The 21909-nt window shown below is 48.1% G+C and carries 20 protein-coding genes and 1 other RNA gene; 12 read left to right on the forward strand and 9 right to left on the reverse strand.

Going from position 1 to position 21909, the window contains the following annotated elements:
- Positions 1 to 16: 16 nt before the first annotated feature.
- Positions 17 to 3178, reverse strand: coding sequence for an efflux RND transporter permease subunit (locus Q7C_RS05865; protein WP_014703799.1), 3162 nt, complete (start codon positions 3176 to 3178; stop codon positions 17 to 19).
- Positions 3178 to 4326 (reverse strand): efflux RND transporter periplasmic adaptor subunit, encoded by a 1149-nt coding sequence (locus tag Q7C_RS05870; RefSeq protein WP_014703800.1) that lies wholly within the window; start codon positions 4324 to 4326, stop codon positions 3178 to 3180. The genes Q7C_RS05865 and Q7C_RS05870 overlap by 1 nt, the downstream gene beginning before the upstream one ends.
- 130 nt (positions 4327 to 4456) lie before the next feature.
- On the opposite strand from Q7C_RS05870, the gene Q7C_RS05875 reads away from it, so the two are divergent.
- Positions 4457 to 4957, forward strand: coding sequence for a MarR family winged helix-turn-helix transcriptional regulator (locus tag Q7C_RS05875; RefSeq protein ID WP_014703801.1), 501 nt, complete (start codon positions 4457 to 4459; stop codon positions 4955 to 4957).
- Between the two features lies 1 nt (position 4958).
- Here the strand turns inward: Q7C_RS05875 and ssrS are convergent.
- The 3 genes from ssrS to Q7C_RS05885 all read right to left on the reverse strand — a co-directional run bounded on the left by ssrS (position 4959) and on the right by Q7C_RS05885 (position 5696).
- Positions 4959 to 5143: non-coding RNA, 6S RNA (gene ssrS / locus Q7C_RS13495), on the reverse strand.
- A 41-nt stretch (positions 5144 to 5184) separates the two neighbouring features.
- Positions 5185 to 5490, reverse strand: coding sequence for a cell division protein ZapA (locus Q7C_RS05880; RefSeq protein ID WP_014703802.1), 306 nt, complete (start codon positions 5488 to 5490; stop codon positions 5185 to 5187).
- Complete coding sequence (locus Q7C_RS05885) at positions 5487 to 5696, reverse strand: TIGR02449 family protein (RefSeq protein WP_014703803.1); 210 nt, start codon at positions 5694 to 5696, stop codon at positions 5487 to 5489. Before Q7C_RS05885 ends, Q7C_RS05880 begins: the two co-directional genes overlap by 4 nt.
- Before the next feature lie 105 nt (positions 5697 to 5801).
- Here Q7C_RS05885 and Q7C_RS05890 point away from each other — a divergent pair, with 105 nt between their 5' ends.
- The 4 genes from Q7C_RS05890 to Q7C_RS05905 are packed head-to-tail and all read left to right on the forward strand — an operon-like array spanning position 5802 to position 10043.
- A complete protein-coding gene (locus Q7C_RS05890; protein WP_041366590.1) occupies positions 5802 to 6350 on the forward strand; it encodes a UPF0149 family protein in 549 nt (182 codons plus the stop codon).
- Positions 6350 to 7660, forward strand: a complete 1311-nt coding sequence (pepP, locus tag Q7C_RS05895) for a Xaa-Pro aminopeptidase (protein ID WP_014703805.1) — start codon at positions 6350 to 6352, stop codon at positions 7658 to 7660. Before Q7C_RS05890 ends, pepP begins: the two co-directional genes overlap by 1 nt.
- A gap of 5 nt (positions 7661 to 7665) precedes the next feature.
- The gene (gene ubiH / locus Q7C_RS05900; protein WP_014703806.1) at positions 7666 to 8868 is read left to right on the forward strand and encodes a 2-octaprenyl-6-methoxyphenyl hydroxylase; all 1203 of its coding nucleotides are present in this window, start codon (positions 7666 to 7668) and stop codon (positions 8866 to 8868) included.
- Positions 8868 to 10043 (forward strand): UbiH/UbiF/VisC/COQ6 family ubiquinone biosynthesis hydroxylase, encoded by a 1176-nt coding sequence (locus Q7C_RS05905; RefSeq protein ID WP_014703807.1) that lies wholly within the window; start codon positions 8868 to 8870, stop codon positions 10041 to 10043. The genes ubiH and Q7C_RS05905 overlap by 1 nt, the downstream gene beginning before the upstream one ends.
- On the opposite strand, the gene Q7C_RS05910 is transcribed toward Q7C_RS05905, so the two are convergent.
- The 3 genes from Q7C_RS05910 to rhlB are packed head-to-tail and all read right to left on the reverse strand — an operon-like array spanning position 10032 to position 12310.
- A complete protein-coding gene (locus Q7C_RS05910) occupies positions 10032 to 10709 on the reverse strand; it encodes a hypothetical protein (RefSeq protein WP_014703808.1) in 678 nt (225 codons plus the stop codon). The genes Q7C_RS05905 and Q7C_RS05910 overlap by 12 nt on opposite strands.
- The gene (locus Q7C_RS05915; RefSeq protein ID WP_014703809.1) at positions 10696 to 11016 is read right to left on the reverse strand and encodes a hypothetical protein; all 321 of its coding nucleotides are present in this window, start codon (positions 11014 to 11016) and stop codon (positions 10696 to 10698) included. Before Q7C_RS05915 ends, Q7C_RS05910 begins: the two co-directional genes overlap by 14 nt.
- Positions 11000 to 12310 carry an ATP-dependent RNA helicase RhlB gene (gene rhlB, locus Q7C_RS05920; protein WP_041366951.1) on the reverse strand — a complete coding sequence of 437 codons (1311 nt, stop codon included), beginning with the start codon at positions 12308 to 12310 and terminating at the stop codon, positions 11000 to 11002. Before rhlB ends, Q7C_RS05915 begins: the two co-directional genes overlap by 17 nt.
- A 100-nt stretch (positions 12311 to 12410) precedes the next feature.
- On the opposite strand from rhlB, the gene trxA reads away from it, so the two are divergent.
- The 7 genes from trxA (at position 12411) to Q7C_RS05955 (ending at position 19018) form a co-directional block, all read left to right on the forward strand.
- Positions 12411 to 12737, forward strand: coding sequence for a thioredoxin TrxA (gene trxA / locus Q7C_RS05925; protein WP_014703811.1), 327 nt, complete (start codon positions 12411 to 12413; stop codon positions 12735 to 12737).
- A 99-nt stretch (positions 12738 to 12836) separates the two neighbouring features.
- Complete coding sequence (uvrD, locus tag Q7C_RS05930; RefSeq protein WP_014703812.1) at positions 12837 to 14993, forward strand: DNA helicase II; 2157 nt, start codon at positions 12837 to 12839, stop codon at positions 14991 to 14993.
- 17 nt (positions 14994 to 15010) lie between these two features.
- The gene (locus tag Q7C_RS05935) at positions 15011 to 16105 is read left to right on the forward strand and encodes a TRAP transporter substrate-binding protein (RefSeq protein WP_014703813.1); all 1095 of its coding nucleotides are present in this window, start codon (positions 15011 to 15013) and stop codon (positions 16103 to 16105) included.
- Entirely contained in the window at positions 16102 to 16350 is a 249-nt protein-coding gene (locus tag Q7C_RS05940) for a hypothetical protein (RefSeq protein ID WP_014703814.1), read from the forward strand. Before Q7C_RS05935 ends, Q7C_RS05940 begins: the two co-directional genes overlap by 4 nt.
- Positions 16328 to 16861, forward strand: coding sequence for a DUF411 domain-containing protein (locus Q7C_RS05945; protein ID WP_014703815.1), 534 nt, complete (start codon positions 16328 to 16330; stop codon positions 16859 to 16861). The genes Q7C_RS05940 and Q7C_RS05945 overlap by 23 nt, the downstream gene beginning before the upstream one ends.
- 3 nt (positions 16862 to 16864) lie before the next feature.
- A complete protein-coding gene (locus Q7C_RS05950; protein ID WP_041366593.1) occupies positions 16865 to 17734 on the forward strand; it encodes an EamA family transporter in 870 nt (289 codons plus the stop codon).
- 72 nt (positions 17735 to 17806) lie between these two features.
- Complete coding sequence (locus tag Q7C_RS05955) at positions 17807 to 19018, forward strand: DEAD/DEAH box helicase (RefSeq protein WP_041366595.1); 1212 nt, start codon at positions 17807 to 17809, stop codon at positions 19016 to 19018.
- A 49-nt stretch (positions 19019 to 19067) separates the two neighbouring features.
- Here Q7C_RS05955 and ppc read toward each other — a convergent pair whose 3' ends face one another.
- Positions 19068 to 21902 carry a phosphoenolpyruvate carboxylase gene (gene ppc / locus Q7C_RS05960; protein ID WP_014703818.1) on the reverse strand — a complete coding sequence of 945 codons (2835 nt, stop codon included), beginning with the start codon at positions 21900 to 21902 and terminating at the stop codon, positions 19068 to 19070.
- Positions 21903 to 21909: the final 7 nt, after the last annotated feature.

Genomic DNA, 21909 nt, shown 5'->3' on the forward strand with positions numbered 1-21909 from the left:
CGTCTATTCACGGCAACTATATCGTTTGCTTAGTCTCCCGCCGTGCCGCCAACCAGCGGCAGACTACATAAAATACGGGTGTAAAAATCAAGCCAAAAAAGGTCACGCCCAGCATTCCAGAAAATACCGCCGTCCCTAAGGCCTGACGCATCTCCGCACCGGCGCCGGTGGCCAAAACCAAAGGCACAACCCCCAGAATAAAGGCCATTGAAGTCATCAAAATTGGCCGCAGTCTTGTTCTCGCCGCATCAACAGCCGCATCCAGACGACTCATACCACGATCTTCTGCCTGCTTGGCAAACTCGACGATGAGAATCGCATTTTTCGAAGCAAGACCAATTAGTACAATAAAACCAATCTGAACCAGAATATTATTGTCCATCCCTCGGAATGCCACACCACTGATGGCAGCTAACAGACACATCGGCACAATCAAAATGACCGCCAAAGGCAATAACCAGCTTTCATAAAGTGCGGCCAATAGGAGGAAAACAAAAACAACCGCCAACCCGAATGCGATAAATGCCGTATCACCTGCCAGTTTTTCCTGCAATGCCAACTCGGTCCATTCATAGCCCAAACCATCCGGCAATGTCTCCGCCAAAATTTGTTCCATTGCTGCAATTGCCTCGCCACTTGAGAAACCCGCTGAGGTATCACCTTGAACTTCAATTGCAGGATAGAGGTTGTAATGCGGTACACGAATAGGCCCCGTGATTTCTTCAAATGTCGCTATCGAACCAATCGGCACCATTGCACCGGATTCTGAGCGCGTTCTCAGCTTGGCAATATCATCCTGCTCATCACGATATATGCCATCTGCCTGAGCAACCACACGGAAAGTACGATTCAAGAAATTAAAGTCATTCACATAACGAGAGCCAAGATAAATCTCAAGCGTATCAATGACATTCTGAACTGGCACATTCAACATCTCCGCCCGTGTTCGATCAACATCGGCATAAATACGCGGTGTCGCCGAATTGTAGAATGTGAACACAGCGCTGAGCGCATCCGCTTGATTGGCAGCGCCAATTGTAGCCTGCGTTGCTGATTCAAGCTGTTCTGCGCCCAGACCCGTCCGATCCTGAATATAGAGCTTCCAGCCTCCGGCATTACCCATCCCCCTGACAGGCGGAGGTTTGATAGCAAATGCCATGGCGCCCGGTACTTGCGATAAGGCTTGTTGTGACGCAGCCTGAATATCATCAATTGTCAGCCCCGCAGCGATTCGTTCCTCGAATGGATCAAGTGGCGTGAAGATCACGGCCGCATTCGAGGCATTGGTGAAAGTCGCCCCATCCAAGCCGACAAACTGCACCGCATGCGCCACACCAGGCACCGCGCGTAAACGTTCTGCCGCGTCTCGAACTGCAACGTCAGTTCGGTCTAATGTTGCCCCAGGTGGCAGCTGCATAACATTGATCAAGTAACCCTGATCTTGTTGTGGAATAAATCCGGTGGGCACTTTGTTGAAACTAAAACCGGTTAAGACGATCAAGCCTAAATAGACAATTAAGACTAACGCTGCCACTCGCAACAAACGTCGTGTCAGTTGGGAATATTTTTCCCCCAACCAATCAAAGCTACGGTTAAAGCCTTGTCCGAAGGCACGGACAGGCCTGCCAAGAACGCCCCACAAACCGCGAGGTGGCGGCGCATCCGGATCATGTGGTTTTAGCAATAAAGCGGCCATTGCCGGTGACAGTGTCAATGACACAATGAGTGAAATAATCGTTGCGGTCGCAATCGTCAATGCAAATTGCTGATAAAACGCGCCCGAGATGCCGGTAATGAAGGCAGCCGGTATAAATACTGCAGATAGCACGATTGCAATCGCAATCAGTGCTGTCCCGACTTCATCCATTGTCTTATGCGCCGCTTCATTCGGGCTGAAGCCCTCGCGAATGTACCGCTCAACATTTTCCACCACAACAATCGCATCATCAACGACAATACCGATAGCGAGAACCAGGCCGAATAATGACAAATTATTGAGTGATACCCCCAGCGCGGACATCACGGCAAAAGTACCAATCAGCGATACCGGAATCGCAACGATTGGAATCAGTGAAGCCCGCCAGCTTTGTAAAAACAGCATGACAACTAGAATAACCAGTAGAATGGCTTCGATAATGGTGTGATAAATCTTCTCGATAGATTTAGCAATAAACTGTGTTGGATCGTAAATGATCTGATATTCGAGACCAGGCGGCATTTGCTTGGCAATATCCTGCATTTCAGCCCGCAATGCCTCTGCCGTTTCTAACGCATTCGAACCCGGTCGCTGGAAAATAACAACTGGCAAAGCGAGGTTATCGTCTAAGTAACCAATATTGTTGTAATCTTGAGCCGCAAGTTCGATGCGCGCCAAATCACGCAAGCGAACGACCCGACCATTTTCACCCCTTTTCACAATGATATTGCTAAATTCACTCTCGTTGAGCAGGCGTCCTTGAGTTTCAACACTCAGCTCAAAAGCCCCTTTTGTCTCAGTCAAAGGTTGCTTATTAATCACCCCCGCAGCGATCTGGGCATTGTTTTGTCTTAAAGCCGTGATCACTTCATTGGCGGTCAGATTAAACGATTGCGCCCGCTCGGGATCAATCCAGATACGCATGGCGTAGGCCCGCTCAGCAACAATACGTGCTTCGCCCACCCCATCAATACGAGCTAATCTATCGACTACTTGTGTCTTGGCAAAATTGGAGACGTAGAGATTGTCCCGGGTTCCATCTGGCGACAATAAATGGATAACCATCATCAGATCGGGCGAGTTTTTACGAACATTGATACCTTGCCGGGTCACCTCTTCCGGTAGCAGTGGTTCTGCAATGGCAATCCGGTTTTGCACCAGTACCTGAGCCGTATCCAAATCGGTCCCTTGCTCAAAGGTGATGTTAAGCGAGGTCACCCCATCGGCCGTATTTTCTGACTTCATATACAGCATGTTTTCCACGCCGTTTATTTGCTGCTCCAGCACCGTCGCTACGGTATCTGCTGCCGTTTCTGCCGTAGCACCGGGATAACTTGCCGTCACCGAAATACTGGGCGGCGCAATTTCCGGATACTGGGCGACAGGCAACGTAAAGTAAGCAATACTGCCAATCAGAACAATGAGTACCGATACCACCGTGGCAAAGATAGGACGATCAACAAAGAAATGGGTAAACCGCATTAGTTTTGTTCCCCATTATTGCCCTCTTCAAATGGCACCGCATTCACTTCACTTCCCGGGCGCGCTATCATCAGCCCCTGAACAATCACGCGATCTTCAGCAGAAATGCCTGACTCAATAACACGCATACTATTTTCTTGTAATGAACCTGGTTGAATAGGGCGTGGTTCAACAATACCTTCGTCATTCACCACTAACAGAATTTTGGCAGCCTGATCGGAGACAACAGCACGATCAGGCACCAACAAAGCCTCATGTGGCTCACTTACCGGCATTCTCAATCGGCCAAAAATACCGGGACGCAGCAGGCCCTCATCATTTTCCACCTTAACGCGCATCCGCAGCGTACCGGTAAATTCATCAATACGATTATCAACAAAATTAAGTAGCCCTTCCCGTGGCCAGCCTTGTTCATCCAATAAGCGCAATTGGGCGGTAATTTCTGTTTGGCCATTCAGCGCGGCTTCCCCACCGGCAGCACGCGCAAGCTGCAAGTATTCCGCTTCAGAGACATCGAAGACAAAATGCAAGGGATTGGTTGTGACAATCGTTGTTAATGGCGTGGCGCTTCCTTCAGTACTCACTAAATTTCCCACGTCAATTTGCCGGCTGGAGATCCGACCGGTAACAGGCGCCACAATTTTGGTGTACTGCAAATCAAGGGCGGCGGTCTGAACAGCAGCCTGACTCGCAGCCACATTGGCGTTGGCTTCCTGATATCGTGCTCGGCGTGTGTCTACCTCTTCAGCAGCGATAGCTTTTTGTGTCAACAAACGCTCGCCCCGCTCCAGTTCCAGCTGCGCTAATTTTAATTGACTCTGCACCCGGGATAACTCGGCTTCAGCCCGAGCCAGTGCCGCTTTAAAAGGCCTTGGGTCAATTTCGAACAGCAAATCGCCTTTTTCAACCTGTTGACCATCCTTAAAATGGACGGCGTCCAGATAGCCTGAAACCCGCGCACGCAAGGCAACATCTTCAATAGCTTCAAAGCGGCCAGTAAACTCTTTGCGTTCAATTATCTGTTCTACTTTCGGCGTCATCACCTTCACCTCAGGCAATGGTCTTTGCTCAGCGGCAGCATAAGACACCAGAAAAAAGGAGCTGGTAATGAGGTAACAAAGTGTCGGTAATAAACGCGATTTCAGCATAGTGCAGTCCCAGGCAATGACAAGATTCGGAATATTGCTTTCCAGAAAGATAAAACCTTAACGATAAATTATCTTTCTAGCAAGTTAATTTTTTTGTCATAATCTAACCTTCGGTAATGAAGGAACTGATGTGAGCGATAAAATAGCCCCAATCGAATCGATTATTGAGCGGATGAAGGCAAATCTGCCGGCCGATAATTTACCTGCCGCCGCCACCGTCAAACGCTTGTACTGGGCGCGTGAACAATTATTCAGTATGAGTAAACAGGTGATGGAAAAAAATACGCTTAGTGCGGGGGAATATGATGCGCTCGGCTCATTGCGGGTCCAAGGCAGTCCATTTGAGCTGACACCGTCGGATATTTGCCAAAACAATATGTTGAGCTCGGGCGGGCTGACCAAGGTACTCAATAATCTGGAAAAACGCGGCTTGATCTCACGCCATGCCTGCCATGAAGATCAGCGCAGTCGAAAAGTTCGCCTAACCCAAGCGGGCCAGAACTTGATTGAATCCGCTTTGTCGGAAGTGTTCGCTGATTATGAAACACGTTTGGCGAAAACATTGTCGGCGTCTGAGCGGCAACAATTAGATAACTTGCTGGGCAAACTTAATCAACCGGGTAACGAATAGGATAGCCCCCACAGTGCCGATGCGAACGGGGTTCTTGAACCAGGAGGTCCAAGAGTGAAACCGCATGGGACTGGCAAACTTCCCGTCAGAGCGGGCCTGTTTTTCAATCCCGAAATTTTGGTTTCGGTAAGCATTTGCTTATCGGCTCAAGACAACACATGTCGCTGTCGAACACCGCAGGGTTAAACACATCATACGCGTTTAAACTGACTTTGTGGTGATGAAATTCAGAGTTCTAACTGTCGATCTTCACTTAAAAAAGCACCAACACGTTCCGTCAGCTGATTTAACTTTTCGTTGATCGAAGACAAGTCTTGCGACTCATCCTGCTGCAAAACAATCAAGTCATGCGCAATATTTAACGCGGCCATAACGGCAATACGATCAACGCCAACAACTTTACCACTGGCACGGATTTTTTCCATATTCTGGTGCACCATACGCGCTGAAGCAAGTAGCGCGTCTTTTTCCTCATCGGGGCAAGCAACTTGATAGTCCTTACCAAGAATGGTCACATTAACCGCTGTACTCATAATTCTTCATCCAGCTGTTTAAGACGCATCACCATTTTATCGATTCGGCTTTTGGCAATATCTGTTTTTTCAATTAGTTGCGCCCGCTCACTGAGCCAAGCAGCTTGTTGGGATCGCAGTAATAAATTCTCTTCGCGCAGACGGCGCCCCGCACGCAGCAGCTGCTCAATCTGCTGTTCCAATTGTTGTACCGGGCTTTTATCCATTACTATGCGTCTTGGCTGTGCGAAAATAATGGTTAACTATAGTCGTGGGCCGTTGACCCGGTCAATAAGCGACGTCGCACAATTTAAAAATCAGGCTAAAACCTTATGTCTCAATTATATTTTCCATCGCTGTCACCCAAAAATATGGCCAATGATGGCCCCACTACCGAAGCAGAACTTCAAGGCGCACTATGCGGGCTGTTATGTATGGATCCGCAGGCGAGTCGATACGGCTGGTATCACGTTTTATTTGAAGATTATCAGCCCGGAGCAGAAGAGCAACAAAATTTAACCTTACTGTTCGATGAAACCATCCAAGCCTTAAATAGCCTCGATTTTGCGCTTGACTTATCGCTGCCAGATGATGATTCACCACTCGGTTCACGTGTCGTAGCCATGGCAGACTGGTGTCAGGGTTTGTTGTACGGTTTGGCAGTTGCCGGACTGACAGACACAACTTCTTTATCAAAAGACTGTCAGGAATATGTGACCGATGTTATCCAGATAAGTCAGATTAATGATGTCGATCTGGATGAGTCCGAACATGATGAATCTAATTTTGCAGAATTAGTTGAATACTTGCGGATGGGGCTTTTTCTCTTATTTGGCGAACTCAGCCCTGACGAAAATCAAGATGAGCAAACAGAACACTAATGACTCGACAAGAATATGCTCGGCGCCGTCGCCGACTGATGGAGATGATGGGACAAGACAGTATTGCGGTGCTGCCTAACGCGCTTGAACTGACGCGTAATCGCGATGTGCACTTTCCGTTTCGAAGTGATAGTCACTTTCACTATTTGACCGGTTTTGACGAACCTGAGTCCGTAGTGGTGTTAGTGCCTGGTCGGCCGCATGGTGAATTTATTTTGTTTTGCCGCGAGCGCCATTTAGAAAAAGAAATCTGGGATGGCTATCGAGCAGGCCTGGAAGGCGCAATTCAAGATTTCTCGGCAGATGATGCCTATCCCATCACCGATTTGGATGAAATTTTGCCCGGTCTGATGGAAGACAAGGAAAAAGTGTATTACACCATGGGCAGTCAACCCGCTTTTGATCAGCGTATGGTCAATTGGCTGCAACATTTACGGCAGGCATCGCGCGGCGGCAAACATTCACCGACTGAAATTATTGAGCTGGAACATAGCCTGAGTGAGCTGCGATTATTCAAGAGCAGTCAAGAAATCAAGGCCATGAAAACGGCTGCTGACATATCAGTCAAAGCCCATATCCGGGCCATGCAACACACACAACCAGGTAAATGGGAATATGAAGTCGAAGCAGAGTTGCTGCATGAGTTTATGCGGCATGGCTGTCGCAGCCCAGCTTATCCTTCAATAGTGGGTGGCGGCGAAAATGGCTGCATTTTGCATTACATCGAAAACAACCACAAGCTGAACAATAACGAATTATTGTTAATTGATGCCGGTGCGGAATATCAATTTTATGCGGCAGACATTACTCGCACCTTTCCTGTAAGCGGTAAATTTACTGACGCACAACGTGATTTATATCAAGTTGTATTGGACGCCCAATACGCCGCGATTGATGCCGTCAAACCCGGTAATCATTGGAATCAGCCACATGAAGTAGCCGTTAAAGTACTGACTGAAGGTTTAGTCTCTCTTGGCTTATTATCGGGCGACGTTGATGCTTTAATTGAATCCGGCGCTTACCGTGAATTCTATATGCATCGTACCGGCCATTGGTTGGGTATGGATGTTCACGATGTGGGTGATTACAAAGTCGGTGACACCTGGCGTTTACTAGAACCCGGCATGGTGCTGACTATTGAACCTGGCTTGTATATTCGCGATCAGGAAAGCGTCCCCGAAAAGTATCATTTTATCGGTATTCGGATTGAAGATGATGTCCTGGTGACGAAAACCGGTCATGAAGTGCTATCTACAGGCGCACCAAAAGAAATCGCTGATATTGAAGCGTTAATGGCGGCTGAGCATTGATTTAGATGACAACGGTTGATTTTGACTTATTGATTGTCGGGGCTGGCCTGGTTGGCAGCAGCTTAGCGTTAGCGTTAAAAGACAGCCAGCTCCGCGTCGGCTTGATTGAAGCCAGTCCAATCGAAACCAATGCGCAGCCTAATTATGATGACCGAGGCATTGCGCTTTCCTACAGCTCAGTGTTGATTTTTCAACAGCTCGGCTTATGGTCTGATTTATCTGCTTTTGCGACGGCTATCGAACAGATTCATATTTCAGATCGGGGACATTTTGGCGTGACCCGGCTGCGTGCTGTCGATGCCAATGTCCCCGCTCTGGGTCAGGTTTTGACAGCTAAGCAACTTGGCCAGCAACTTAATACTGCTCTATCAAGCCAGCCACGAATTAAATCGTTCTCACCACACACCGTTAAAGCTGTTATGCCACAGACGGATTACGTTGCCGTAACCTTAGAAGACGGGCAAGTATTGCACAGCCGACTGCTGGTCGCTGCTGATGGTCAAAATTCCACGATCAGCTCGTTACTGCACCTCACGTCACAACAACAGCATTATCACCAAACCGCTATTACCACGAATGTTACCCCGCAACGCGCGCATCAAAATCGTGCTTTTGAACGATTTACCGATACCGGCCCGCTGGCACTGCTTCCACTGTCTGAAAATCGTTGTAGCCTGATATGGACAGTGAAAACAGGTGAGGAACAGGCGCTGCTCAATTTGCCTGATCAGGTCTTTTTGTCGCGATTACAGGAACGTTTCGGATTTCGGTTGGGTTATTTTCAACGTACCGGGCAACGACATCACTATCCACTTACTTTAAAACAGACTTCGCAAACTGAGCCGCCGCGCGTTATTCTCATCGGCAATGCTGCCCAAAGCCTGCATCCCATCGCAGGTCAAGGCTTTAATTTGGGCTTACGAGATGCCGCCGTACTCGCGGAAGTTGTGAAGAAACATACCGCGGACTGCGGTCACCAACGTTGCTTACAAGATTATCGTGACTGGCAGCAACCTGAGCGCAACAGGATTGTGAACTACACTGACGGCCTGGTTCGTTTGTTCAGTAATGACCAAACCTTATTAGGGCACGGTCGTGCAGCAGGGTTAGCCATGTTGGATTGCCTACCACCACTCAAAAATCAACTTGCCCAACATTTTATGGGCTTTTGTGGTCGCCAAAGCCGTTTGGTTCGAGGACAACCCTGATGGCACGCCATACCGATATTTTAATTGTGGGTGGCGGTATGGTTGGCACCGTTCAAGCATTGGCTTTAGCACAACAAACCCAGTTGTCCATCACGCTTTTAGAAAGTGATCCGGTAACCGAGTTTACCGTAAATCAGCCAACAGAGCTCAGAGTGAGTGCGCTTAATAGCGCAAGTCGAGCGTTGTTATCGAAATTAGGTGTTTGGCAGCAACTTCATACAAACCGAATTGGCCATTTCGACACGATGACCATTTTTGATCAGCACGCGAGCCTACAATTTGATGCGGCTGAAACAGGACAGACTGCGCTAGGCTATATTGTCGAAAACTGCCATTTACAATGGGCTGCCACAGAGCTTATCTCGCAATTTTCTCATATTCAGGTGCTTTCTCCAGCCACCGTGACGGCACTATCGGGGCAGACGGTCACGCTATCTGATAAACAATCTCTCTCAGCCAAATTAATTATTGGTGCAGATGGCCAACACTCCGCGATTCGCCAATGGGCTGGTATTCATCGACAAACGCTACGTTATCAACAGCACGGTTTGGTTGCCATTATTCATTCGGAAAAACCACACTTGAACTGTGCTAGACAGCGATTTGTTGACGGCGGGCCCGTTGCATTTCTGCCTTTGGCTGATCCGCACCAATCAGCCATTGTCTGGAGTTTGCCTGTGGCAACCTGCCAGGAATTATCTACCTGTTCTCCTGCCGCGTTCATACAACGCCTCCACGAGATTGCCAATATGGATTTGGGTGAACTGCAGTTATTGTCCGCCCGTGCGGCATTTCCGTTGCAATCTCATCATGCTGATCATTACGTCAAACCAGGGATAGCATTGATAGGTGATGCAGCGCACGGTGTGCATCCGCTTGCTGGGCAAGGCGTTAACCTGGGTTTTCAAGATGTTGCTGCTCTGACTAAAGTTGTCAGCGAGGCCACCCATCGACAACGTCATTTTGCAGACGTAAACGTTCTACGACGTTATCAGCGCGCCCGTCGGGCAGAAAATCTCGTCATGCAACATAGTTTGACGGGGCTACATCACGTTTTTGGGTTTCGCCCCCCCCTATTTAATCAGTTAAGAGCATCGGGGCTGCATTTATTAAACCAATGCCCGCCAATTAAAAACTGGTTAGTGAAACAGGCCGCCGGCAAATTAGATCGGTAAAAAAGCCATTGAGGCTGCTTGAATAACGACCGTTTTAACCATCCGCCCTTGCCTTGTCGCAATGATTTGCGACAAATTTTCCTGTGTTGTGATCATGCCGCCAATCAGGCGTTGAAAACTCAGGTTTTGTTCCAGAGCCGCAGTGCTGTCACTGAGGAGAACCCGGTTACCCTGATGATCGCGGCGGGTCGCCAATAGCCAGGCAGCAATTTCGATGTTACGGGCACTGTTATAGAGTTTTTGAGCATCAATTTCGGTCAGATAGTAAAAATCCGTTTTGTAGTCATAGGAAGCCATCAACATCCGGCGCATACCAACCGTAAAGGCCAGCACGCGATCCCCTTCATACTCGGGGCTGAGTGCATCACGCAAAATATCGGTCGGTTTGGTGTTTTTCCATTTACTAAAGCCAGCCAACGCTGGATAGTTAAACAATCGTGCCACACTCTCTTCTAAGGTCCGCTTGCCGCGATCATGCCGCTCATTAGGATTACGGCGATAGAGTTTCAAGGTCAGCGTTTTTAAATCCTGAATCACACGTTGCTGATGTAATTCGATGATTTCATCTATGGTGCTTTTGCCAAACTGATTTATCGATTTCGGTGGCTTGGCGCTGCCACAAGCGGTCAGGCAAAAAATCATCAACACCAAACTAAACCCTTTCATCAATTAATCCTGTCTTGGCAGTGTTTTCGCTCAAATTGGCAATTTGCAGATAGGCCTGTACGGGCGCCGGTAACGGCTTTGACTGGGTTGAAAAATAACTGGATTTGTCCAGTTGCGCGAGGGTCCTGACAATTCGCGCTTGTTGAACATCGTGCAGCTCGCTGGAGCCAAATACCTGCTGGCTAGGCCGCGTTAATAAGGTGGGTTGGGCTGGCGTTTGTCCAAATGACGTTGCATTCCCCGGTTGTGACGGCGGTAACGTCTGTTTTGCCGGTATGACCGGCAATTGATTAGGACTGATTTGCATCCGGTTTACTTACCGATTGCTTTGGTTTTCGCCGTGAGCGCGGCCGGCGTGTCGCGTTTCTTGTCTTATCTGATGAGCCGGTTTTAAGCTTAGGGGCTGATTTGCGTTCAGGCTTGACTGCTGGCGCAGGCGTCGCCAATTGTTCGTCAGAGGCTGATGACACCGGAATTTTGTGTTTGATGTAGCGCTCAATATCCGGCAATGAAAAGACATACTCTTCGCAGGCAAAGCTTATTGCCGTGCCACTAGCCCCTGCTCTGGCGGTTCGTCCAATACGGTGAACATAATCCTCACTGTCCTGAGGTAAATCGTAATTAAAAACGTGACTGACTTCCGGAATATGTAGCCCCCGCGCGGCGACATCGGTTGCAACTAAAAATGGAAACTCGCCATCCTGAAAGTGTGTAAGCAATCGTTCACGCTTTTTTTGTGGCACGTCTCCTGATAACAACGCGGCTTTATGTCCGTTACCTTCCAGAAATCCCCAGACCAGATCAGCAGTGTGTTTGGTATTGACAAACACAATACTGCGTAAGGGATTGATACGCTTGATTAACGCCAGTAACAAAGGAATTTTTTCGTCATTTGCCGGATAGTAAACCGTTTCTTCAATGCGATCTGCGGCTACTTTTTCGGGCGCAATTTGTACTTTTTCCGGATTATTCATGTGCTCATAGGCCAACTCCAGCACTTTGTAGCTGAGCGTCGCAGAGAACAACATGCCAAGCCGTTTACTTGGCTTGGGAATCCGGCGCAGAAAGTAACGCACATCTTTGATAAACCCGAGATCAAACATACGGTCCGCTTCATCCAGCACCACCGCCTGAATTTGCCGCAAATCAAAAACCCGTTGTTTGTGATAGTCCAATAACCGTCCCGGCGTCCCAATCAGCATGTCACAGCCTGCGGCGATGGCATCGCGTTGTTTTTGGTAATCCTTACCCCCATGCGCCAAAGCAATACGTAAATTGGCATACTTATTCAATAAAGCGGCATCTTTCGCAATTTGAATCGCCAATTCACGCGTTGGCGCTAAAATCAGTGCGCGCGGTTGCTGCGGATCGATTTGTGCTGGTTGGGATAATAGTCGCTGAAAAGTTGCCAGCAAAAAAGCAATGGTTTTGCCTGTTCCGGTTTGCGCCTGTCCAGCAACATCCTTGTTAAGTAATAGTAGTGGTAAGGTCTGCGCTTGTATCGGAGTGCAAAAAGCAAATCCGGCGTCAGCCAGTCCACGCTGCAGGTTCTCATGAAGGGAGAGTGTTGAAAAGGCGGTGTCGGTGAGGTGGGCACTCATATAAATACTTGCATTACCTGAACTGATAAGAAAAAATGTCTTGTACTGATGGTCTGCGAGTATAGCGGCCTCATACATTAGTTACCACTGGAGATACAACATGAGCAAGAACGTCACGAATGTGACCGATAGCGACTTTGACAGTCAGGTACTGCAGTCAGAATTACCTGTGCTGGTTGATTACTGGGCCGAATGGTGTGGTCCATGCAAAATGATTGCGCCGGTACTGGAAGAGATCAGCTCAGAGTACGAAGGCAAACTGCGTGTTTGCAAACTGAACATTGATGAAAACCCTGACACCCCACCGCGCTATGGTATTCGTGGTATCCCTACCCTGATGCTGTTCAAAGATGGTGAAGTTGAAGCAACAAAAGTAGGCGCACTGACCAAATCTCAGCTCGCCGCTTTTCTTGACAGTAACATCTGATTGCAACGTCTTCACGATACTGACCTAAACTATCCCCGCACTCAGCGGGGATGTTTTTTTATTAGCCCTTCTCTTTGCAGATAAGCAAACCGCTGCCTGATGGATGTATCCGAACTTTTAAACGATCTGAATAAACCGCAACGTGACGCAGTGGCCGCACCACTTGGTCATGCTCGAATTTTGGCTGGTGCGGGCAGTGGTAAAACGAGGGTATTAGTTCATCGCATCGCGTGGTTGATCCAAGCCGAAGGGTTATCATCGGCAAACATTCTCGCCGTCACCTTTACCAACAAAGCAGCTGCCGAAATGCGTGGCCGTATTGAGGAGATGCTGGGTTATCCCATAGGCGGTATGTGGGTTGGCACCTTTCATGGGCTAGCACACCGCTTACTGCGCCTGCATTGGCAAGATGTCAATTTGCCGCAAAGCTTTCAAATTCTTGATAGCGATGATCAGCAGCGCTTGTTAAAACGGCTGATTCGGAGTTTAAATCTAGATGAAGCACAGTGGCCAGCCAAGCAAGCGCAATGGTTTATTAATGCACAAAAGGATGAAGGCCTTCGTGCTGCAAACATCCAGGTCGGCAACGATCCCTACTCTAAAACCATGCAGCAAATTTATCAGGCATATGAACAAGCCTGTGAACGAGCGGGAGTCGTTGATTTTGGCGAGTTATTGCTGCGATGTCATGAGTTATGGTTGAAACGTACTGACATTCTTGCCCACTATCAGCAACGTTTTTCTTCCATTCTGGTTGATGAGTTTCAGGATACCAATACTATCCAGTATGCCTGGCTTCGTTTACTGGCTGGTGAGCAAGGCCATTTATTTATCGTCGGCGATGATGATCAGTCCATCTATGGCTGGCGTGGCGCCAAAATCGAAAATATTCAGAAATTTCATCAAGATTATCCTCAGGCCAATACCGTTCGTCTGGAGCAGAACTATCGCTCTACCGGCAATATTCTGGCAGCCGCCAATGCGGTCATCGCCAATAATAGTGAACGTCTGGGCAAACAGCTGTGGACTGCGGATGATGATGGTGATCCGGTGCAGATTTATCAGGCTTTTAATGAACGCGATGAAGCCCAATACCTAGTACAAATGGTTCAGCAATGGGTGAACCAAGGTGGCGAACGCAGTCAATGTGCGGTGCTGTATCGTTCGAATGCACAATCGCGTGTCATTGAAGAAGCCTTAATGCAAGCTGCCATGCCCTATCGGGTTTATGGCGGACTGCGTTTCTTTGAACGCGCCGAAATCAAGGACGTGCTGGCTTATCTCCGTCTGATTGCAAACCGACGTGATGATGCCGCTTTTGAACGCGTCGTCAATACCCCCACACGCGGTATTGGTGCTGCAACTCTAACCCAACTACGCCAAATCGCCAGAGAAACCGATCAAACCTTGTGGCAAACCGCCACCGATATGGTTGAACAAAATAGCTTAGCCGCCAGAGCAGCGAATGCATTATCAGGTTTTTTGACCTTAATTGACTCGCTAACCCCCATTGATGACAGCATGGCATTACATGAGCTGACACAACTGGTTATTGATGAAAGTGGTTTGAAGGCGTTTTACAGTAAAGATAAATCGGAAAAAGGTCAGGGTCGGCTCGAAAATCTGGACGAACTTATCAATGCGACACGCGAATTTATGCGTGCCGATACAGAAGAGGACATGCCGCTTTTAGATGCCTTTTTGGCGCATGCCGCGCTTGAAGCCGGTGAAATGCAAGCCGGCGCATGGCAAGATTGTGTCCAACTGATGACCTTACATTCGGCGAAAGGACTGGAATTTCCCGTTGTCTTCATGGTTGGTATGGAAGAAGGCTTATTTCCTGGACAAAAATCAGCCGAGGATCCAATGCGTCTCGCTGAAGAACGTCGCCTCTGCTATGTTGGCATGACGCGGGCCAGAAAAACGTTATATCTCATGCATACCGAATCACGGTACCTTTATGGTCAAGAAATGCATCCTCGACCATCGCGTTTTCTGGCAGAAGTACCGGTTGAACATTGTCATGAAATTCGGTCACGGCAACCTGCTGGGCATTTATCTGGCCTGACGAGCCGACAGCAAACCGTCAGTGAAAATGGCTATCATCCTGGCCAACAAGTGATGCATCAAAAATTTGGGCCCGGTGTGATTCTGGATACTGAAGGTAGTGGCACTCACGCCCGTGTTCAGGTTAATTTTAAACAGGCAGGTAGTAAGTGGCTGGTACTTGCTTACGCCAATCTGGAAACGCTTTGATAGCGGAGAAACCGAGAATGAAATGTATCTCGCTGAAATGGCTGGCAATGCCGCTTGCCTTTTTGTTACTGACAGCTTGCGAACCGCCTGACGCCGTTAATGAAGATGGCAGTATTGATCTAACTAAGGTTTACCGCTGGAAAATGGTCACAACGTGGCCGCCAGGTTTTCCCGTACTTCAAGAAGGTGCTGAGCGATTTGCAGAAAGTTTGGCAGAAATGTCTAATGGTCGACTGCAGGTCAAAGTGTTCGCTGGGGGCGAATTGATACCCGCTTTGCAAACCTTTGATGCCGTTTCCCAAGGCACCGTTGAAATGGGCCATGGCAGTGCCTATTACTGGGCGGGAAAAGTGCCGGAAGCACAATTTTTTTCCACCGTTCCTTTTGGCATGAACCCACGCGGTATGAATGCATGGCTTTACTCAGGCGGCGGGCTGGAACTTTGGAATAAGGTCTATGCACCCTATCATGTCAAACCCTTTCCGCTAGGCAATACTGGCATCCAAATGGGTGGCTGGTTTAATGAACCGATTCACTCTGTTGCGGATTTGAATGGCTTAAAAATGCGCATACCGGGACTGGGTGGCAAGGTTTTTGCGAAAGCAGGTGGTAATCCGGTTTTATTGGCGGCGAGCGAAGTCTACACGGCGCTTGAACGAAATACTATCGATGCTACCGAGTGGGTAAGCCCATATCACGATCAACGGCTAGGTCTTTATCGAGCAGCAGATTACTATTACTACCCTGGCTGGCATGAGCCAGGCGCGGTGCTTGAATTAAGCATCAATAGCCGTGCCTGGGCAACCCTACCACCAGATTTACAAAAAATGGTTGAGCAAGCGGCCATGGCTGAAAACCTGCGAATGGCTTCCGAGATGGAATATTTGAATGCGGTTGCGTTGGCAGAGCTTCGTGAACGCGGCGTGGATATTCGGGCTTTTCCTGATGATGTCATGCAACATCTCAAACAACTCACCCAAGAAACCCTCATGGAAGAAGCTGCTGCGAATCCGAAATTCAAAACAGTGTATGACGCCTACAAGACTTTTCGAGATCAAGACAAAACGTGGACTGACATTTCCGAAGATGCTTACCTGTCAGTAAACGAATGATCGGTATTATTCTAACCCTGGAAGGCCTACAACAATTTTCTGACAACATCACGTCAGAAACAACGCTTTGGGTTAATCCTGCCATCGCCGATAATGCCAGTCAGTTTGCTTTCCAGCAGGCCCCAGCGGCAATTCGAGTGCTGCCGCAGACTTATCCGGCGGATAAGGAAAAATCCGTTCTCGCCGCACTTGATTATGTAGAGTCACAGACAGACGATCCTGATGTTTTTATTGAATATCCGTAATTTTCTCCTCAGCAAGGCTTTTTTCATACTGCTGATTCCCCCTTCGGCCTTAAGTAGTGAATGGGATAAAATCCAAACAACCCTGCAAAACCCAGTTCATATCACCGTTTACCGTGATGCACATTGTCAGTGTTGTCATGCCTGGATTAAACATCTCGAAACACATCAATTCGAAATTACCGATCGCATCCATCCGCAAATGGCTATGGTAAAACGCGAACTTGGCCTGCCAACCAACATGGCCTCCTGCCACACAGCGGTCGTTGAGGGATATGTGATTGAAGGGCACGTTCCTGCTGAAGATATCAAGACGCTTGTGACTCATAAACCGGAAAACATTCACGGTTTATCTGTACCGCATATGCCAGTCGGCACGCCGGGCATGGAAATGGGAAAACGCAAAGATCCGTTTACCGTTTTCCAATTTGATAAGACGGGTAATGGGTCGGCCTTTAGCCACTATCAAGTTAATGAAAACAATCAGTACGATCTGATCGACGATACGCCATAGTCTATGGAATTAGTCTGGTTGGTATTCCGGATGCTGGCGTCCGTATCAGCAAATGTTTTTCAAAAGAAAATGGGCCATCGTGGCTTGTCGCCTTTGTATATCACGCTTGGTGCCTATCTGGTTTTAACGCTCATCAGTCTGCCACTGTTGAGTCTGCTCAATTTTGACGCGCTGAGATCCGCATTCTGGGTAAATATCGTACTTGCAGCATCGCTTGATATGGCAGGTACGCTATTACTGGTAATGTCACTTTCGAAAACCGATCTCTCTGTTTTTGGTCCGCTTAATGCCTATAAAGTTGTCTTCTCCGCCCTGCTCGCGTTGATATTCCTTGGTGAAGTGCCGAGCTGGCAAGGCGGGACTGGCATCTTTATCATTCTGCTCGGCAGCGTGATGCTGTTTCCACCCCAAAATGGTGGCAGAAATCGTTTGTTAGAACTCTTAATCAAACGTGGTGTGCAATTACGTTTTTTGTCGATCTTGCTCTTTTCAATCGGCACGCTGCCATTAAAAAATGCGGTCATTATCGGCGGTCCATTAGCAACCACGTTATTCTGGTGTTTATTTGGTTTACCGCTGGCAGGGCTGGCCTATAGGCTATTCCGACAACAATCATTTCCCGTAGTCTGGCAAGCGCATGCCTCGCGATATCCTGATTTTATCGGGTTAGGTGTGCTGATTTTTATAATGCAAATGACCACCATGATGCTGCTTGAAGGCATGCTAATCGCCTACGCGTTGGCATTATTTCAGTTAAGCATGATGTTGCAGGTGTTTCTTGGTTATCGTCTCTTTCAAGAACAACATTTAGCAAGAAGGTTAGTTGCTTGCACTATCATGATCTTGGGCTGTTTACTGGTTCTGACAACCTGAGATTTTTTATTGCCGTCCTGTTAAGATGCCTTTCCGGTCGGCTACACAGCCTTGCCATTTGAAGTGATAGAAATGCAATTTGATGATTTATTCCTAGATGATGCCCTGCTGGATGCACTCCAGCGCCAAGGTTTCACTCATGCAACGATGGTGCAACAAACAGCCATACCAGCTCTGCTATCCGGGCAGGATGTTTTAGCCTGTGCGGCGACAGGTACGGGAAAAACAGCGGCCTTTGTGCTACCCATTTTGCAGAAATTGATGGATGAGCCTAATACCAGTGGCAAGGCGCAATTTTTGATTTTTGCACCAACACGTGAATTAGCCTTCCAAATTCAACATGTCTTTCACCAACTTGGCAGTGCATTCAAACCCATCATTACGATGTTGACCGGTGGCGCCTCACCTTGGGCGCAAGTGCAGCATGCAGAGACAGCTGGCGCCGATATTATTATTGCCACACCAGGCCGAATCTTAAGTCTGGTCAATAGTCATTCCATTGATTTGACTGGCATTGAAATGGTCGTCATTGATGAGGCTGATCGCATGTTGGATATGGGACAGGGACCGGATGTCCTGCATAGTCTCGCCAAAATAGGTCACCCATTTCAGGCCGGATTATTTTCCGCCACACTCGCTGGCAGTGGGGTTCGCTTGTTTGCAGAGTCCTTATTAAAAGACCCACAAGAAATTCTTTTACAGGCGGCCAATCAGCAGGCTCAAAATGTCACGCAAGAAGTCTATCTCTGCGACAATCAGGAACATAAGCAAGCAATTTTGTTGTCATTTCTGGCTCAGGAGGATTGCACAAGAGCCCTAGTCTTTTGTAATAAAAAAATACGTGCTGAGTCAGTTTGTGACTTTTTACAATCCCAGAATATCTCTGCGCAGTTATTGCATGGCGATTTTGACCAATCCGTGCGGCGGGAACGAATTCGCAAGTTTCGAAGCGGTCAAATCCGGGTTACGGTTGCCACGGATGTCGCGGCGCGCGGTCTGGATGTAGCCGATATCAGTCACGTCATCAATTATGATGTGCCATTTCGAGGTGATGCCTATATCCATCGCATTGGGCGTACAGGCCGTGCCGACAAATATGGCCTCGCCATCAACTTGGTGGAACCGCATGACCATAAAAATCTGCAACGAATTGAACACCATGTTGGTGGCAAATTACCTATTCGAAAACGTAAAGGCCTTGCGCCGAAAAGTAAAAGCAACAAAGCCTTCTCAAAGCCGAAAAACAAGCCACGCTATATAGCTAAAAAAGAGCGCCAAGGTTAATTTCGGGCCTTGTTTTTGTTCGACCAGCGAGCCAAAAGTTTGGGTTGTTTTAGCCGGTATTCCGCATTCCTTGTGAAATGGCACTAATCGTCCGCAGCAATGTATCTCTGAGCACAGCCATGTCTTGACCATCTGTCTCCGCCAATCGATACCGTCGTAACAACATGACCTGAATATGATTGAGCGGGTCCAGATACGGGCTGCGACGTCGTAATGACAATGCCAAAACCGGATTTTCTACCATCAGCTTGTCAGCCTCAACCAGTGATAAAACCTGATTAATGGTTTGTTCATATTCATTTCGAATAATGGACAACACGTCGAGTGCTGGCAATGATTGTTCACAGAGCATGGCATATTGCTGTGCGATGCCCATATCGGCCTTTGCCAAGGACATTTGCGTATTACTCAGTAAGGCTTTGAAAAAAGGCCAATCGCGACTCATCTGCTGCAATGTTTGCTGCGCCTCGGGGTGAGCCTGAAGCCATTGACTAATCGCTGTACCAATGCCGTACCAGGCAGGTAACGTGTGTCGCGATTGTGCCCACGCAAACACCCAGCCAATTGCGCGTACAGAGGATTTTGATCTATCGCCCGCCTTGCGATGAGACGGTCTTGAACCAATATTCATTAAGCCGATTTCGGTAATTGGGCAAGCTTCGTAAAAGTAATCCAGAAAATACGGTGTCTGTTCCGTCAACTGACGATATTGTTGCTCGCCAAGGCTTGCCAGTTCGCGCATAACGTCATGATATGCTGCAGGTTCACTTTTTGCCTGCGTGACAAGGCTTCGACTTGCTTTAAGCAAGGCAGAGACGCCCATACCCAGCTCATAGGCGGCCGTTTCCGTATTACCATATTTGAAAGACAACACCTCGCCCTGTTCAGTGAATTTAATTTGTCCCTGAACTGTGCCCGGTGGCTGCGCCAGAATCGCGTCATGTGTCGGGCCTCCACCACGACCGACGGTACCACCTCGCCCGTGAAACATACGACAGGCAATGCCATACTTTTTCGACAACTCACCGACTTTTTGTTGTGCCTGATACAAGTGCCAGACAGAGGCTAGAATCCCGCCATCCTTACAGGAATCGGAATAGCCCAGCATGATTTCCTGACGGTTACCACTCAGCATCAACCGGTTGCGGTAAACCGGATTCTCGAACAATGCCGTCATCACCGGTTCAATATGAGCAAGGTCAACAACTGTCTCAAACAACGGTGCAATGTAAATATGACAATATTGACCTTGCTCATTTTCACCAACCAGTCCCGCAAATCGTGCCAAAAGCATGACTTCCAATATATGACTGGCCGCATGAGTCATTGAAATCACGTAATGCCCAAAGGCTTTATCACTGACGTCATGACGTAATCTCGCCATCAATCGCATCACCGCCAATACTTCGTCAGTTTCTGGCTGCAAATCCCCATAAATTTCCGGTAATTGTTGCTGGTCGATGAGTTCCGACAACATGGTCATTCGCTGCGCCTCAGACAATGCCTCATAATCTCGACATAAGCCTGTATTTGCCAACACCTCGGCTACTGCTTGCGTATGTCTTGTCGACTCTTGGCGCACATCCAGATGATACAGATAAAAACCAAAAGTCTCGGTAAGCCGGATCAAGTCGGTCAGATCCGTGGCGGCGATCATCGTATCGCCATTAGCTTGCAATGACTGTTTCAGCAACTTCAGATCTGCCAAAAACGCCTGCTCATTTTCGTAGGCAGTCCCGAGTGAAGAAACTTGCTGTTCTGGACGAAAATAGTGCTGCAACAGCCTCAGGTTATCTTCCAGCCGATGTCGCATCATATATAGCTTACGACGGTAAGGCTCATTGATAAAACGCTGCGCATTGGTATTAAAAGCACTGCCAAATCTCTGTTCGCTATCAGCCAGATCGGCCGCAAATTCGTTACTGACCGCACACAGTGGTTGTGACTGCGTCAATGAAAACATTAACTTGGTAACGTCATCCAGATAACGGCGCAGTATCGCCCTTTTTTGCAACATGACAGCCATTTCAGTGGTCTGGGCCGTGACATAAGGATTGCCATCCCTATCACCGCCGATCCACGAACCAAACTGAATATAATGGGGAATATGAAACGGCGTGCCCGCGTCAACTTCGTCTGCGTAGACACGACGGATAGCATTCTCCAGATTTCGATAACTACGTGGCACCGCGTCAAACAAACTGACATTAAAGTAATAGAGTCCGTTTTTCACTTCATCGCGCACGGTAGGTTTAACTGCACGAACCTCATCGGTTGCCCATAGTAACTGGATCTGCTGTTTTAACTGGCGCCGAATCTGTTGTTCGTCGTAAGACGTTAAATCCGGGCTGGTGAGTTGTTCATCCAGCAAAAACACGCGACGCAGAATTTCCATCACTGTCCGACGCTTTGATTCGGTCGGATGTGCTGTAAAAACGGGCATATAAACTAACTGATCCAGCATCGCTTGCAGTTGCGTGAGTGTCACGCCTTCAGCCTTTAGCTGGGTTAACGTGTCATGATAAGAGCCATGCCACAAGTTACCGCCATTACGGAGCTGCAACATCCGATTATGATGATGAAAGGCCTCTTCAGCCGTATTAACCAAACTAAAATATAAGTTAAACGCCCGAATAACTTCACGAACTGTGAGAGGATCCAGCTCACCTAACTGCGCCATCAATTGGTTACGTAGCAGCGGATCATCTTGCTTGCGAAGTCGAATAAAGCCTTTACGGAGTTGTTCTACTGTCTCGAATACCGCTTGTCCAGAACGTTCTACGATAACCTCGCCAAGCAAATCGCCCAGAAAGCGGACGTGACGACGTAAATCAGCATCTTCAAGCAAGTTTAAGGACTCGCCTCGCGAAAATTGGCTTTCCATCAATTCA

It is taken from the genome of Methylophaga frappieri (assembly GCF_000260965.1).
GTDB lineage: Bacteria > Pseudomonadota > Gammaproteobacteria > Nitrosococcales > Methylophagaceae > Methylophaga > Methylophaga frappieri.